This window comes from Streptomyces sp. NPDC088197 (assembly GCF_044741185.1).
Lineage (GTDB): Bacteria > Actinomycetota > Actinomycetes > Streptomycetales > Streptomycetaceae > Actinacidiphila.
Genome location: NZ_JBIUSD010000001.1, coordinates 358,747 through 373,796, shown reverse-complemented (window position 1 = coordinate 373,796; position 15,050 = coordinate 358,747). Strand labels below are relative to the sequence as shown.

At 73.7% G+C, this 15,050-nt stretch carries 13 protein-coding genes and 2 pseudogenes; 7 read left to right on the top strand and 8 right to left on the bottom strand.

What is annotated here, in order from left to right:
* The first annotated feature begins 89 nt into the window (after positions 1-89).
* From ACIOC1_RS01685 to ACIOC1_RS01675, 3 genes and pseudogenes are all read left to right on the top strand, one after another.
* Positions 90-1,760, top strand: coding sequence for a SpoIIE family protein phosphatase (locus ACIOC1_RS01685; RefSeq protein WP_355336514.1), 1,671 nt, complete (start codon positions 90-92; stop codon positions 1,758-1,760).
* A 48-nt stretch (positions 1,761-1,808) separates the two neighbouring features.
* Positions 1,809-2,201 (top strand): annotated as a pseudogene (locus tag ACIOC1_RS01680) (DUF1992 domain-containing protein); the annotation flags it as partial.
* 168 nt (positions 2,202-2,369) lie between these two features.
* On the top strand, positions 2,370-2,951 hold the full coding sequence (locus tag ACIOC1_RS01675) for a hypothetical protein (RefSeq protein ID WP_355336513.1): 582 nt from the start codon (positions 2,370-2,372) through the stop codon (positions 2,949-2,951).
* Here ACIOC1_RS01675 and ACIOC1_RS01670 read toward each other — a convergent pair.
* Positions 2,939-4,021, bottom strand: coding sequence for a hypothetical protein (locus ACIOC1_RS01670; RefSeq protein ID WP_355336512.1), 1,083 nt, complete (start codon positions 4,019-4,021; stop codon positions 2,939-2,941). The two genes, ACIOC1_RS01675 and ACIOC1_RS01670, sit on opposite strands and share 13 nt — an antisense overlap.
* A gap of 254 nt (positions 4,022-4,275) precedes the next feature.
* Between ACIOC1_RS01670 and ACIOC1_RS01665 the strand changes: the two genes are divergently transcribed.
* Complete coding sequence (locus tag ACIOC1_RS01665; protein ID WP_188284469.1) at positions 4,276-4,548, top strand: hypothetical protein; 273 nt, start codon at positions 4,276-4,278, stop codon at positions 4,546-4,548.
* Positions 4,549-4,672: 124 nt separating this feature from the next.
* On the opposite strand, the gene ACIOC1_RS01660 is transcribed toward ACIOC1_RS01665, so the two are convergent.
* The gene (locus ACIOC1_RS01660) at positions 4,673-5,176 is read right to left on the bottom strand and encodes a DUF5949 family protein (protein ID WP_355336511.1); all 504 of its coding nucleotides are present in this window, start codon (positions 5,174-5,176) and stop codon (positions 4,673-4,675) included.
* Between the two features lie 288 nt (positions 5,177-5,464).
* Here ACIOC1_RS01660 and ACIOC1_RS01655 point away from each other — a divergent pair, with 288 nt between their 5' ends.
* Positions 5,465-6,199 carry a hypothetical protein gene (locus tag ACIOC1_RS01655; protein WP_401851099.1) on the top strand — a complete coding sequence of 245 codons (735 nt, stop codon included), beginning with the start codon at positions 5,465-5,467 and terminating at the stop codon, positions 6,197-6,199.
* Positions 6,200-6,441: 242 nt separating this feature from the next.
* Positions 6,442-6,705, top strand: coding sequence for a chaplin (locus tag ACIOC1_RS01650; RefSeq protein ID WP_188284466.1), 264 nt, complete (start codon positions 6,442-6,444; stop codon positions 6,703-6,705).
* Positions 6,706-6,846: 141 nt separating this feature from the next.
* On the opposite strand, the gene ACIOC1_RS01645 is transcribed toward ACIOC1_RS01650, so the two are convergent.
* Both ACIOC1_RS01645 and ACIOC1_RS01640 read right to left on the bottom strand, forming a co-directional pair.
* On the bottom strand, positions 6,847-7,716 hold the full coding sequence (locus tag ACIOC1_RS01645; protein ID WP_355336509.1) for a tyrosinase family protein: 870 nt from the start codon (positions 7,714-7,716) through the stop codon (positions 6,847-6,849).
* Positions 7,717-7,818: 102 nt separating this feature from the next.
* Positions 7,819-8,292 (bottom strand): tyrosinase family oxidase copper chaperone, encoded by a 474-nt coding sequence (locus tag ACIOC1_RS01640; RefSeq protein ID WP_355336508.1) that lies wholly within the window; start codon positions 8,290-8,292, stop codon positions 7,819-7,821.
* A gap of 323 nt (positions 8,293-8,615) precedes the next feature.
* Here ACIOC1_RS01640 and ACIOC1_RS01635 point away from each other — a divergent pair, with 323 nt between their 5' ends.
* The gene (locus tag ACIOC1_RS01635; protein ID WP_401851097.1) at positions 8,616-10,622 is read left to right on the top strand and encodes a glycosyl hydrolase; all 2,007 of its coding nucleotides are present in this window, start codon (positions 8,616-8,618) and stop codon (positions 10,620-10,622) included.
* Between the two features lie 12 nt (positions 10,623-10,634).
* On the opposite strand, the gene ACIOC1_RS01630 is transcribed toward ACIOC1_RS01635, so the two are convergent.
* The 4 genes and pseudogenes from ACIOC1_RS01630 to ACIOC1_RS01615 form a co-directional block, all read right to left on the bottom strand.
* A complete protein-coding gene (locus ACIOC1_RS01630; RefSeq protein WP_401851095.1) occupies positions 10,635-11,732 on the bottom strand; it encodes a GNAT family N-acetyltransferase in 1,098 nt (365 codons plus the stop codon).
* 335 nt (positions 11,733-12,067) lie between these two features.
* Positions 12,068-12,769 carry a lipopolysaccharide biosynthesis protein gene (locus ACIOC1_RS01625; RefSeq protein ID WP_355336506.1) on the bottom strand — a complete coding sequence of 234 codons (702 nt, stop codon included), beginning with the start codon at positions 12,767-12,769 and terminating at the stop codon, positions 12,068-12,070.
* A gap of 8 nt (positions 12,770-12,777) precedes the next feature.
* On the bottom strand, positions 12,778-13,938 hold the full coding sequence (locus ACIOC1_RS01620) for a glycosyltransferase (RefSeq protein WP_401851093.1): 1,161 nt from the start codon (positions 13,936-13,938) through the stop codon (positions 12,778-12,780).
* A 188-nt stretch (positions 13,939-14,126) separates the two neighbouring features.
* Positions 14,127-14,810: pseudogene (locus ACIOC1_RS01615) on the bottom strand (polysaccharide deacetylase family protein); the annotation flags it as partial.
* Positions 14,811-15,050 lie beyond the last annotated feature (240 nt).

The window sequence follows — 15,050 nt, the reverse complement described above, 5'->3', positions numbered from 1 at the left end:
GACCCCCCGACCCCGTGGGTACGGCCGCCGCGCGGCCCCTCCGCCGTCCCGATTCGCGGCCCCGCGACCCTGCGTGCACTGTGGAACAGGTGAACGCGGATGAGTCGCTGTGGCGCGCGCTGCTGGAGGGGACGGCGGCGGGTGTCGCCGTACTCGGCCCCGACCTGCGCTACCGGTACGTCAATCCGGCGCTCGCCCGGATGAACGGCGTCGAAGCGGCCGCGCACATCGGCAGGACCATCGCCGAGACGGTGCCGGGCGTGGACGTGGGCGAGGGCGTCCTGCGGATGGTGCTCGCCGACGGCACACCGCGCGAACTGCTCTCCAGCGGCCAGACCCGGGCCGATTCGCCGCACACCACGCGCTACTGGCAGTGCACGTACCACCGGCTCCAGGGCCGGGACGGCGGGGTGGGCGGGATCGGCGCGGTGATCATCGAGGTCAGCGAGGACCACGAGGCGCAGCGCGAGCTGGAACGGGCCAAGGAGCGGCTGCTGCTGCTCGACGCGGCGGCCGTCCGGATCGGCTCCACGCTGGAGATGGACCCGACCTGCCAGGAACTGGCCGACCTGCTGGTCGAGGTGATCGCGGACACCGCCACCGTCGAGGTGCTGGACAGCGGCCCGCGCGCCCGCCGCCGCCCCCCGCCGGACGGCGCGCTGCGGCTGCGCAGGGCCGCGATGGCCGCGCGGCCCGCGCTGCGCGAGCGGGTGCGGATCTTCGGGACGCCGGGGGAGTACGTGGTCTACCAGCGCGGCTCGGCGATCCCGACCTGCCTGGAGACCGGGCGTCCCGTGGTGCAGAATCTGCCGCGCGACGAGGAGATCGCCCACTCCGCGCCGAACGCCGAGCGGGTCGCCGCCTACCGCGCGGCGGGCATCCACTCCGTGCTGGTCGTGCCGCTGAGCGCCCGCGGCGACCGGATCGGCACGGTCACGCTGATCAGGGCCGGGACCTCGCCCGGCTTCGACGACGAGGACACCGCCATCGCCCGCGCGCTGGCCGACCGGGCCGCGATCAGCCTCGACAACGCCCGCCGCTACACCCGCGAGCACGGCATCGCGGTGGAGTTGCAGCGCGCCCTGCTGGCCACGCCCGGCGCCCCGCACCCCGGGGTCGAGGTGGCCACCCGCTATCTCCCGGCGGGCGCCACCGACCTGGTCGGCGGCGACTGGTTCGACACCCTGGCGCTGCCCGGCGGTGTGACGCTGCTGGCCATGGGCGACGTGATGGGGCACGGCGTCGAGGCGGCCGTCGAGATGAGCCACTACCGCTCGATGCTGCGCGTGGTCGCGGGCGAGGGCGACGCGCCGGACCGCGTCCTGCGCCGGATGGACGCGCTGCTGGCCGCCGCGGGCGCCCAGCGGCCGGGCACCTGCCTGCTGGGCCTCGCCGACCCGGCGCGCGGCGGCTGCTTCTTCGCCAGCGCGGGCCACCTCCCGCCCGCCGTCGTCACCCCCGACGGCCGTGTCCGGCTGCTCGCCGTACCGCCGGGACCGCCGCTCGGCGCGGACCTGCGGGGCACGTACGAGACGGTGTACGTGCCGTGGCGCGCGGGGGAGACGCTGCTGCTCTACACCGACGGGCTGGTGGAACGCCGTACCGAGGACATCGACGCCTCGCTCGCCCGGCTGGCCTCGCTCGTCCTCCCGCCCGACGGTGAACCGCTGGACGCGCTCCTGGCCCGGATCGTGCACCGCCTGGCGCCCTCCGCCGCCGAGGACGACGTCGCCCTGCTGGCCGCGCGGGCGCGGCCGTAACCTGGTACGTACGCCACCCGCTGCGTGCGCCCACGTGAGGAGCGAGGTATGACCGACCGCAAACCCGCCGGTGTCTCCTTCGAGACGTGGGTGGACAAGCAGATCCGCGAGGCGGAGCAGCGCGGCGACTTCGCCGAACTGCCGGGCGCGGGAAAGCCGTTGGCCTCGCTGGACACCCCGTACGACGACTTGTGGTGGATCAAGGGCAAGATGCACCGCGAGGGCCTGTCCGCGCTGCCGCCGACGCTCGTGCTGCGCAAGGCGGCGGAGGACGCGACGGCCGCGATAGCGCGGGCGCGCTCCGAGCGGCAGGTGCGGCAGATCCTCACCGAGATCAACGACCGTCTCCGCGAGGCCCTGCGCCGTCCCCCGGAGGGACCGCCCCTCAACCTCGGCCTGTTCGACGTCGAGAAGGTCGTGGCGGACTGGCACGCGGCGCGGGCCGTCGGTACGGGCACGGACGACAGCGCGGATACGGATACGGGTAGGGCTACGGCCGCCGATAGCGATAGCGATACCGAAACCGATACCGATTCCGGCAGGGGCGGGCGGCGGACGGGGTTCGGACGGCTGTTCCGCAGGGACCGTTCCGCCTGATAGGGATGGGCCGTGCGCTTTGACTCCGTGCCGATGCCGCCGACCGTCGAGGTCAGGCCCCGCGATCCGCGCGGCTACCCGGTGCCCGCGATCACCCCGTGGCAGGACGACCAGCCGCAGTTCGCGCTGACCGACTACGACCGCAGCGCCAACTGCGCCCGGCAGCGGCTGTGTTCGGTGTGCGACACGCTGATGCCGCGCGGCCCGGTGTGGCGGGTGGTGGGCGGTTCCGAGAGCGCCGCGATCGGCGAGGCGCTGGCGGCCGGGCGCCCGTACCGCAATCTCGCGCCGACCCTCGAAGGGCCCGGCCACCGCGCCTGCATGCTCTACGCCTCGATGGTCTGCCCGTATCTGGCGCGGCCCAACGCGCGGCGCGGCCTGGACGCGCGGAACCCGGACGACATGACCGCTCATGTCGTCCGGGGCGCGGTGCGCGGCACGCTGGGCGCCGTCGTCGGTTTCGCCGACTACGAGTTCGCGGTCACCTCGTCACAGGTGCTGTTCCGCTTCGTCGACGTGGTGGAGTTCCTGCCGCACGACACCGCCGACGCCCATCTGGAGGCGCTGCGGGCCGAGTTGGCTCAGGCGCGGTAGGCCGGGAGCCCGACGTAGTCGGAGACCTTGACCGGCGCCTGCGAGCCGTCCACGGGCAGCCGCACGATGCCGTTGGGCGTACGGGCCACGACCGTCCTGCCGTTCGGCTCGAAGGCGGGCTCGGTGTAGTCGGTGGTCGCCTGCGGGGTCAGGTCCTTGTACACGGGCGCGCCGTCGTGGGGCGTCTCCAGGAACAGGTGGTCGTGGCCCCCGACGGACCGGACGAAGACGATGCCGTCGTCCTCGGTCGGCCCGATGGCGGGCTCGGACCCCGGGGTGAGCGCGTAGCCCTGCTGCCGCAGGTAGTCGTCGCGGATGTAGACGTTGCCGTCGCCGGTGTTGGCGTAGACGGCGGTGCCGTACTTCCCCGCGGAGCTGGGCCATACGTTGCCGGTCTGGGGCAGCGGCTTCACGTTCTCGTCCGACTCGTGGTTCAGGCTCAGCACCTTGGGCGTGCCGCCGTGCGCGGTGGCCGGGACGCCGTACAGCCGGGCGGTGCCGCCCCGGCGGCCGGCGAAGAGGATGTTGTCGAGGGCGGGAAGGCCGTTCTGCGGGTCCTTCGCGCGCACCTGCCAGGTCGGGTGCGACCAGTTCTGGTCGCCCGGGTTCCTGGCCACGATCACGCGTCCGCTGCCGTCGGGGTCGCTGACCGCGAGGTCGCCGTCGCCGTCGATGAAGGCGGCCTTCGCGCCGTTCGGCGACCAGGCCAGGTCGCGGACCTCGGTGCCGAAGTCCACCCGGGTGCCGTTCATGACGACGTAGCGGGTGCCGTCGCTGATGGTCAGACCGGAGTGCGCGGTGCCGTTGAGCTTGGTGCTGCTGCCCACCGGGCTGGCCCCCGAGCCGTTGGCGCCGTCGTCCCCCGCGTTCCCCCCGCTGCCGCCGCTGCCGCCCTTCCCGCTGGGGGTGGGCTGACCGCTCGCGCCGCTCGTCGCCGAGGGCGCCGGGTCGGAGGCGGTGCCGTCCGTGGGGCCGCAGGCCGACAGGAGCAGGGCGGCACCCGCCGTGATCCCGGCGGTGAGCGCGATGGCGGCGGCGGTGCTGCGACGGCCACGGGCACGAACGGACATATCGGGTTCCCCCCAGGAACGGATGCGGTGCGGCGTTCTCCGGCCGCTCGCGGCGGTGTCCCGCTGTTCCGGCCGGCTCCGGCTGCTCGTGCCGGTGACACAAAGAGTGCTCCCGCAACGTCCGTCTCCTGTGCTGCCGTTGTCACGCCAGTGCAACAGCGGGGGCGCGCGCGGCGGGAGGGCCCGCGGTCCCGCGCCGACCAGGACCGGTACGGTCCGCGTGCCCTGCGGGCGGTTCGCGCGTTGTATCGATCATGAACGTAAGCCGAATCCTCACCACCGCCGCCGCCGGTTCCTTCCTGATCGCGGCGGGCGCCCCCGCCGCCATGGCCGCCGAGCAGTCCGCCGATCTGGGCTCCACCCTGAGCAGCACCGCGATCACCGCGAGCGCCGCGGGCGAGCAGGCCAAGGGCGCCACCGCCAGCGTGCTCGGCGACTACAAGGTCGACCAGAAGGTCCAGGACGTGAAGAACGTCGCCCAGGCGGGCACCGACGCGGTCACCGCCGCCAACGACCTGGTCCACTGACCCGAGCCGGACGCCGTACGCACGGGACGCGTGCGGGCGCGTAGGCACAGACCCACCACACGCAGGGGCGCCCCGCGGGACTTCTCCGGTCCGGCGGGGCGCCCCTGCGCGCGGGTTTCGGGCTCTAACCCTTGAGGGTGCCCACCGGCACCAGGCAGTGCGCGGCGGTGCCCAGGACGTCGGTGTCCCCGGCGAAGCCCTGGAGGGTCTCCTCGGTCACCGGGGTGCCCGGCTTGGCCTCGGGCCACGGGCGGGTGGCGAGGATGAAGTACACCGCGCCCCGGTCCTGCGCCGCGGCCACCCACTGCTCGGGCACCGGGCACGCGGCGTGCAGGTACGGCATCGTCAGCACGGCCTTGCCGCCCTCGACCAGCACCTTCACCGGGACGTTCGGCGCCTGCTTGACGTCGAGGATCGCGCCGCCGACCGGCAGCCCGACCTCCTCCGCGACGGCCAGCGCCGCCTCCTGCCCCGACTCCGGGCCGTCCGGCCCGTCACCGAGCGAATAGGCCATCAGGAACGGCATGTCGCGGCCGTCCTCGTGGTGTTCACCGGCCCACGGAATCACCACGAGGGTGCCGAGTCGGCGCTGGAGGGCGGAATTCAGGGCGGTATTGGTCTGGCTCATGCGCCGGACCCTAACCGCCGGGAGAGCCCGGCCGGGGCGGATATCACCTCCGCGGGCGACCCGAGGCTCCCGGATTCCTCCGTTAGGGGAGAAGTCGGCCGCGCGTACGCACCCTAACGGCCCATCAGGGTGATGTGGATCGGCAGCGGTTGAAAACGGGAAATCCGCAGTTCACACAGTTCGCGCCGCCACCCTGGTGGGCGGCGGCCATTCTCAGCAGTTGCGGTAATACCGTCTGCTTTTCACGGTGGTGGCGTAGCTGTTCACCACCGAAGGGAACTGTTTTCCATGCGTACCCACCGGATCACCGGCGTGGTCGTCGCCTCCGCGCTCGTCGCCACCATCGCCGGCGGCGCGCTCACGACGACCGCCGCTGCCGCCACTCCCGCAGACACCAAGCCCGCGGGCACCGTGACGGCACCGGCCGCGCCGGACGCGACCGCGCTGCTCGCGCAGGCCAAGTCACTGGGAGACGTGGCAGGCGTGCTCACCCCGGTCACGAAACTGGTCCAGGACGTGCTCGCCAAGCCCGGCACCGTCAAGCCCGAGACCATCACCGCCGACGCCGCCGGGGCCAAGTCGGCGATCGACGCGGCGAAGGCCGCCGCGCCGGCCGTCCCCGCCGCTCCCGCTGCCCCTGCGGCTCCCGCTGCCCCTGCGGCTCCCGCGGCTCCTGCCGCGCCGGCTCGTCCCGCCGCTCCCGCCGCCCCCGCGGTGCCGAGCCTCGGCAGCCCCTCGGGCAAGGTCGCCACGCAGCCGTCGGCGAAGCCGTCCGCCACGCGGGACCTGAAGGCCGACGCCCTCACCGCGCTCCAGACGGCCGTCGACAACCTGGTCAAGGCGTCCACGGCCGGTGACCCGGCGGGGCTGCTGACCGCCGCCACGGCCGTCGTCACCGGCCTGGTCAACGTCGTCGTCGCCACCGTCCTCGGCGGTGGCCTGCCGGCGCCGAACCTGCCCGGTCTGCCCGCCCTCCCGTCGCTGCCCGGCGGCCTCCCTTCGGCCCCCGGCCTGCCGCTCTGACCGAGCGCCGGGCGTAGCCGGAGCCGTGGTTCACAGGGTTCCTGAGCGGCGCTTCGAGCCGTGCTCCGGCCGGATGTGACACCCGAAGGGGTGAGCGCGAACCGCGCTCACCCCTTCGGCCTATTTTGATACGCCGTCACCGATTCAGCCCAACATGCGTGACTATTCGTGATCTCCCCCCGTTGCGCACAGCGTCAACGCCGCAGGTATTTGCGGTTGGGTTTCGTCTCAGGGAGATCTTGATGTCGCGTATCGCAAAGGCGGCGGCCGTCACCGCCGCGGCGGGTGCCGTTCTGGCCGCCGGCGCCGGTATGGCTGTTGCCGACTCCGGCGCGCAGGGTGCCGCTGTCGGTTCGCCGGGTGTGCTGTCCGGCAACCTCATCCAGGTGCCCGTGCACGTCCCGGTCAACGTCTGCGGTAACACCGTCGACGTCATCGGCCTGCTGAACCCGGCGTTCGGCAACCAGTGCGCCAACGTCTCCGGGCACGACGGCGGCGAGTGGTAATTCCGCGCCACCGCGGCCTCCCGTCACCTTGTGTGCGGGAGGCCGTTTTCTTTTCCCTCGGCCCGTCACCCTCGGCGCGTTTCCCTCCGCCTGTCACCCGCGGCCCGTCACCCTCGGCCCGTCACCCGCGGCGCGAGCGCGTCAGCTCTCCTCGTAGCGGTAGAACGAGCGGTGGTCGAAGTAGTCCGACGGCTTCTCGTTCCACGGCGGCATCAGCTCGTTGCTGCTGATCACGCGGCCGTGCTCGGGGTCCTTGGCCGACAGCGGCATGGACGGCAGGTACGCGGACTTCGGGTGCAGCCGCTGCCAGCGGATCCACACCAGGTCGAGGAAGGCGTGGTGCATCCAGAACACCGGGTCGTTCGGCGAGGTGCCGCCGATCATGTGGCCGCCGACCCACTGGTGGACCCGGTTGTGCAGGTAGCCGCCCTTGGTGTCGCTGACCGTCCAGCCCTCGATCTTGTTCCTGAAGCCCTTGGTGGACGGGGCGGAGTTCCACGGCGCGACGTCGTAGACCGGCATCGCGAGCGCGTTGTCCAGCTCCGCCTTCGTCGGCAGCACGATCGGCCGGTCGGGCCGCCCCATGTTGCGGGTCAGGTACTTCTCCTGCGTGACCCCGTAATTGATCGGCCAGTCGCCGGTCTGGTACGCGAACGGGCCCGTCATCACCTGGCCGTCGCTGTCGCGGCCGTTGCCGCCCATGAAGTCCGGGCCCCACAGAGAAGAGCTCTGCGCGTTGTCGTACGTCCAGTCCCAGTACGGGATGGTGACGCCCGGGTCGAACATCTGGAGATCCGCCTCGAACTGGAGCAGGAACCGGCGGTGCCAGGGGAAGAAGGTCGGCGCCATGTGGGCGACCCGCAGCCCGCTCTCGCCGTCGGCGGCGAAGTACTTGCCGTGCGTGATGACGTACTTGTCGTAGCCGCCCACACGCTTGAGCTCCAGCACGGCCTCGACGAACCGGGAGCGTTGGCTGCTGGTCAGATGCCGCTGATTCATTCGCGTGTACACAGGAACTGACCCCTCGGCGGTCGTACGGCGCTCAGCCGTCAGTGGTGGCGCGTGGTGCCGCGCTCAGTGGTGGCGCTCAGTGCGGGCGCCCGTGGACGGCGCTCAGTGGTGGTGCTCCGCGGTCGTGGACAGCTGGGCGCGGCCGAGCACGTCGACCGCGCCGCGGGCCGTGCCGAGGGCGGTGGGGAAGGGCTGGTAGTGGTTGGCCATGCTGATGAAGCTGCCGTCCACGCGCCGCATCACGTGCAGCGGGCGCCCGTCGATCCGGATGTCGACGCCGCTGTCCCGCGCGGAGCTGAATCCCTGGATGCGGCGCCCGCGGTAGACCTCGTCGAAGAGGGCGGCCCCCGCGCCCGGCACGGGAGCGGGCTCGTACCCGGCGGCGGCGCTGTCGTACCCGGCGGCGGGCTCGGCGACCGCGGTGTCCGACTGCCTCGCGGCCAGCATCGGACGCAGCGCCGCGGTGGTCCCCGATACGGCGGCCACGGTCGTGATGCCGCGCCTGATCAACCGCCGTCGCGTCGCCACCCGGGGTCGTGAGTGTTTTCCGCTGCCGTTCTCGATGGCTTCGCTCATGTCCGACACACTCCTCTCCTCCGGCCGTTTCCGCGGCTCATCATGCCGCCGTAGGGGTGAGTCACCCGGATAATCGGTGGGCGATGCAAGGAATTTCATCCGCCCGAGTGATATCGCGATCGGCCCGGTGCCGGTATTGACGGACCGCCAGGTTGTTTGAGGCCGGGTAGGAACTGTCGTGGGAACCGCTTTTGGTCTACGTCAGGGGGCGCGCTTATTACTCATACGTTATGACTGATCGTTAGGAGTCCGATTTCCGTGCGGTCGCACGGCGGTCACCGCACCACGCACCACGCACAGCGGACAGCGAACGAGGAGTGACCATGGCCAACCGACGCCAGTGGCTGACGGGTGCGGGCGTCGGGTTCGTGTCGGCCGCCTTGATCGTGTCAGGACTGTCCGGCATCGCGGGTGACCCGCCGGGCGCGGGCCGCCGCCTGGTCACCGCGCTCGCCGGTGCCGTCGGCGCGGAGGGCGCCACGGGACCGGGCGGCCCGGACGGCGTCAACGGGTCGAGCGGCGCCAGCGGATCGAACGGCCCTGACGGCCCTGACGGCCCTGACGGCTCGAACGGTCCCGCCGGTGCTTCCGGGTCCACGCCCACGCCCCCGCCGCGCGCCTCGTACGCCCCCATGGGTGCCTTCACCGACTCCGGCGCCGAGGGCGTAGCACGGATCGGCGCCCTGGAATCCTGGCTCGGCGGTACGGAGGCGACGGTCGGCCATACGTATCTGCCCGGTGACGACTGGTCCGGCATCGAGGGCAGCGGCGGGCTGCTCCAGCCGTGGGCCGCCTGGAAACGCGCGAAGCCCGACCGGCTCTTCGTCCTCAACGTGCCGATGCAGGAGCACAACGAGGACCGCGTCCCCGACCGCGACGTACGCGAACTGATCCAGGAGGGCGCGCGCGGCGACTTCGACGGCCACTTCACCCGGCTCGCCCACCGGCTGGTCGACCTCGGCGTGCCCGACACCGTGATCGTCCTCGGCTGGGAGATGAACGGCACCACGTACACCCACCGCTGCGGGCCCGACCCGTCCGGCTGGAAGACGTACTGGAACCGGATCGTCAAGGCCATGCGCGCCGTCCCCGGCCAGCGCTTCCGCTTCGACTTCACGCCCAACCGCGGCCAGGACGCCATCGGCTGGACCGAGTGCTACCCCGGTGACGCGACCGTCGACATCGTCGGCATGGACTCCTACGACCAGCCGCCCGGCGAGACCTTCTACGACCAGGTCAACGAGGCGTACGGGCTCCAGGCGCAGGTCGACTTCGCCGACCTGCACGGCAAGGAGATCTCGTACCCGGAGTGGGGCCTGTTCAGGAACGGCGACAACCCCGACTACATGCGGCAGATGCTCCAGTGGATCAACGACCACCAGCCGGTGTACCAGACCATCACCGACTACTGCCCGCACGGCGTGTGGCAGTGCACGGAGAACCCGAAGTCCTCGAAGGTGTATCGCAACGCGCTGTTCGACCTGAAGCCGGCGCCTGCGCCTTCGGAGACGCCTGCGCCTTCGGAGACGCCGACGCCTTCGGAGACGCCGACGCCGACGGAGACTCCGACTCCCACGGACACGCCGACCGTCACGCCGACGCCCACGGATACGCCTACGGTGACGCCGACGCCCACGGATACGCCTTCGGGCACGCCTACGGATACGCCGACCCCCTCGGTCAGCCCGTCCGCGACGCCGACCGAGACCCCGACGCCTACGGACACGCCCACGGTGACGCCGACGCCGAGCGGCACGCTCACCCCGGAGCCGTCGCTGTCGCCGAGCCCGACTCCGACCGCGCCGACGACGCCCTCGGTGTCGCCGTCCCCCGACCTGTCGCCGAGCCCGGCGGTCAGCCCGAGCGCGAGCCCGACGCCCAGCGTGCTGCCGCCCGTGACGCCGACCCCGGCGCTCACACCCGTGGCCGTACCGACTCTGCTTCCGGCCGTCACGCCGGGCCCGACGCCGGTGCCGCAGGCCGGGCCCTCGCCGCTGCCGCCCGTGGTGGAGGCGTGCCTGCCGCTCCAGCTCAGCGAGGAGATGCAGAAGCAGTACGCCAGCGGTCAGGTCTGCATCAAGCTGCAACCGAAGGCGCCGGGGGAGCAGACGGTGACGCCGACGCCGAGCGCGTCGACACTCGGTTCGCCGACGCCTGGTTCGCCGACGCCGACCGCGCCGACGTCCGAGTCGCCGACGCCTGAGGCGCCGACTCCGGCCGTGCCGACGACACCGACACCCACGTTGCCGCCGACGGCCACGTCCGCCGTGAAGCCGGAGTCGGTGCAGGAGGCCGCGCCCGCGACGAGCCCGACGCCACCGGCCGGCTAGCCGCAGGGCGGCTTACGCGCCCTGAGCGTTGCCGCCGCGCCTGGCGAGCCGGTCGTTCAGCCCGGCCCGCCAGGCGCGCAGCACCGGCAGGCGGCGCTTGGCGGTCGCGGCCAGGCGCGTGCGGGCGGCGGCCAGGGCGACGCGGCTGTGGAGGACGACGGCCAGCGGGCGGGTGGTCAGCAGTAGGCGGCGGTTGGCGAGGTGGTCGGGGCGCCAGTGGAATTTGTGCGGCTCCGCGCCGCGCAGCAGGCTGAGGGCGGCCCGGCCGCCGTCCTGGGTCTGCCGGACGCCGTGCCGCATCAGCAGCGTCGTGACGTCGACCTTGGTGGTGCGCAGGTCCGGGTGCGCGCCGTAGAGGTAGCCGCCCGCCAGGCTCGGGCAGAGCACGGTGAGATTCGCGGCCACCACCTCGCCTCCGAGGCTGAACTCGGTGACCGCCGCGTCGCCGTTCGCCACCATCAGCCGCGCGGCGCGGGTCAGGTGCTCGGCGAAGCGCGGGCGTACGTGCTCGGGGGTGACCCCTCGGCCCTGCCACTGGAGCAGGTGCAGCCGCAGCATCGTCTCGACGGCGGGCGCCACCTCGTGCGCGGGCACCGGGCGTTCCTCGACGCCCGCCGCGTCCAGCTTGCGCAACTGCGAGCGGATGCGCTGGCCGCGCGAGCTGCCGACCCTCGCGATCAGGCCGTCCATCGGCAGGCCAGGCAGCTCCAGGCAGACCGAGTCCTCCAGGTCCTTGCGCGGGCCGCGCCACGCGCCGTACACCCGCTCGGCCGCCGCGCCCGGCCGTACCTCGCGCAGGTCGATCACCGCCGTCCGCGCCAACCGCCGCAGCGCCCCGGTCAACGCCGCCGCGTACGCCGGATCCGCGTCGTCCACCAGCACGTCCGCGTAGTCCGTGATCGCCCCGCCGAGCGCCACCAGCACCGGCACCGGCCGGTACGTCACCATCAACGGCGCCGCCGCGACCAGCTCCTCGCCCCGCCGCACCACCACGACCCGCAGCCGCCCGCGCCTGCCGTACGACAGCCACCACGAATACAGCCACGCGTGACTCTGGAACGGCGTCGCCGCCCCGCACCGCCCGTACAACCGCCCCCACTGCGCGGCCATCCCCCCGAACGCCTCGCCGTCCCGGCACACCTCCACCCTGAGCCCGCCCCCGTCCCCGTCCGGAGCCCCGCCCCGGTCCGCGCGATCGGCGACTGCCCGCCGTGCCCGCGCCGACGCGGGCGAGGTTCCGCGCCCGTCCGGTGCGCCGATGTCGGCGCCGGGGGCAGTGCGTGGCTCGGATACGCGTCCGGCCGCGGTGCCGCCCGTGCTGCCGGTGGTCGCTTGCGGTGCCTGCGCTGGCGCGGGCGCAGCCATCGGGGTCGTCGCAGGCCCGGAGGTGGGCGGGGTCTTCGGGGGGGTCTCGGGCGTGGGCCGGGGGTGGGCGGCGGGGGTGGTCATACGGATTCCCTGGGGATCGCTGTCGGGGCGTGGCCCGGGGTGGGGGCCGGGAGGGAGGCGCCGTAGGCGGGTTCGCGGCGGGAGCGGGGGCGGACCAGGAGGAAGAGGGCGCCGAGGAGGCCGCCCGCGCTCGCGCCGACCGCCGCGGACAGGGCGGTGGAGGGCGAGGAGGGGGAGGTCGGGGCGGTGGCGGGGGAGAAGACCAGCAGGCGGACGCCGGTGCTGCCGGCGTTGCGGTTGCCGGTCGCGGCCAGCGAATCGGCCACGGCGTTGGCGACCTTCGCGGCGGTCGCCCCGCGCCGGGCCGTCCCCGTGATCGAGATCATCGGCGCGTCGGGCGAGGTCGCGGCCTGCACGCTGCCCTTGAGGTCGTCCACCGCCATCCCGGACGCGGCCTGCGCTCCCGCGAGCACCGCGGAACCGGTGACGACCCGCCCGTACGCCTGCGCGAAACCGGTGGTGGTCGTCGCGTCGCCGTGCTGCGGCACCACGATGACGTAGCTGGTGGCGGCGTACTGCGGGGCCGCCGTCAGGCCGTAACCGAGGCCGCCCGCGAGGCCGATGCCCAGGCACAGGGGCAGCGGCAGCCAGCGCGGCGGCGTCCGCCACGAAGCGCGGCGCCCGCGCCCCTGCCTGCCCGCGGGGGCGCGGCCCTCGTCGCGGATCGCGGCCTTCTCCTGCACTGCGGTGTCCTGCATGAGCGGTCTCATTTCTTCTGTCCCGGCCCCACGCCGGTGGCGGATGCGGATGCGGATGTGGTTGCCGTTGCGTACAGCCGCATCACGCGGTCGGCGGTGTGGGCGATGTGGTAGCTGTCGACGGCGGCGGGCACCGGCAACCGCCGTACGCCCGCGCCCTGTTGGGCGTGGAGCGCGGAGACGAGGTCCCGCGGGCCGGTGCCGATCCGGCGGGCGCCGGGCGCGCTGTCCGGCGGCAGGTCCTCGATCGCGGGGCACGCGGTGTGCAGCACCGGCAGCCCGGCCGCCAGCGCCTCGACCATGGCGAGCCCGAAGGACTCCTCGCGCGACGCGGACACGAAGACGTCCATCGCGGCCAGCAGCGCGGGCATGTCGGGCATGACACCGCTGCCGTCGTCCCCGCCCGCCGCGCCCACCAGATGCACGCGCGGCGCGACGCCGGTCGAACGGGCCAGCCGCAGCAGGGCGTCGTGCTCGGGCCCGGTGCCCGCGACGAGGAGATGGGCGTCCGGGACACCGGCCAGCGCGCGGATGACGGTGTCGAAGTTCTTGCCCGGTACGAGCCTGCCGACCCCGCCGACAACGAACGCCCGCTCGGGCAAGCCGAGTTGGGCCCGCGCGGCGGCGCGTACCGCCGGGTCGAAACGGAAGCGGGCCGGGTCGATGCCGTTGGGCACCAGGTGGATACGGGGGTCGGGCACGCCCCACTCGCGCAGCCTGCGCGCGACCGTCGCGGAGACGGCGACGGTGGCCACGCCCAGCCGTTCGGTGGCCCGGTACAGCGCGCGGGTGCCACGGGTGAGCGGGCGGCCCTCGATCTGGGAGTCGCCGAGCGAGTGCTCGGTGGCCACGACCGTACGCACCCCGGCCAGCCGTGCGGCGAGGCGGCCGTAGACGCACGCGCGGTAGAGGTGGGTGTGCACGACGTCGTACCGGCCCGCCCTGATCTGCCGGGTGAGCCGGGGCAGCGCGGACAGGTCGCGGTTGCCGGTCATGCCCAGGTGCGTGACGCGTACGCCGTCGGCGCGCAGCGCGTCCGCGACCGGGCCGGGGTTGGTGAGGGTGATCACCTCGCTCTCGCAGGAGGCGGGCAGGTGGCGTACGAGCAGCCGCAGTTGCTGCTCCGCGCCGCCGATGCCCAGACCGGTGATGACGTGCAGGACCTTCACCTGGGCTCCTCCGGAGCGGCCGTCCCCCGGCCGGACCCCGGGCCGGACCGCGCGCCGTCCCGAACGCCGGACTGGCCGCCGTCCCGCACGCCGTCCCGCCCGCTGGTCTGCCCGCCGTCCCGAACGCCGGGCAGGACGCTGATCCCGTCTCCCGGCACGGGCGTCGGCGCGGGCGCGGCGGGCGGCCCTCCGGCGGCCGTCGCCGTCCGCAGCTTGTGCAGCAGCCGCTTGGCGTTCAGCCGTCCCGCCGCGTCCCGTTGGCCGACGTACGCGCGCGGCAGCGCGAACGTCCCGGCGAGCGGGCCGGGGTCGACCGAGCACGCGTAGCGGTAACCGGCGCTGCGGGCGGCGGCCACCGTGCGGGCGTCGGTCGCGCCGTACGGGTAGCAGAAGCCGTCGGGCTCGTGGCCGGTGATCTCCCGCAACAGCTCGCGGCTCTCGGTGAGTTCGACGGTCAGCTCGTCCTCGTCGACCGCGGTGAGGTCCAGGTGCAGCAGGCCGTGCGAGCCGACCTCCATCCCGGCCGCCGCCGCCGCGCGGATGCCGTCGGCGGTCAACAGCGGCTTGCGCGGGCCCTGTTCGTCCCAGGCGTTGACGCCGCCGAGCCTGCCGGGCAGCACGAAGACCGTCGCGGTGTGGCCGTACCGGAGCAGCAGCGGGACGGCGTACTCCAGGAAGTCGGCGTAGCCGTCGTCGAAGGTCAGCCCGACCATGCGGCTCGCGCGTCCGGCCGCGTGGGCGCGCATCAACTCGCCGACGCCGACGCCGGTCAGGCCCCTGCGGCGCAGCCACTCCAGTTGGCGGCCGAGCCGTTCGGGCGAGACGGTCACCAGATACGGGTCGTCCCGGCAGTCGCCCACCGAGTGGTACATCAGCGTCCACGGCAGCGCGGCCTGCCGCCTGCGGCTGCGCGCGGCGCTGTGCGCGCGGGCCCGGTCGGCGGCGCTGTCGGGCCGGGGACCTGGGACGGGTCCTGAGCCGGAGCGGGCGCCGGAGACGCGCACGGGCGACGGGCGGAACGCGGTCGTCCGCGCGCTGGTGCGTACCGAGGCCGGTCCGCTGGGGGACACGGGCGCGGATTCGGGGGCCGGGCCGGGGGACGGCCTGCGTAC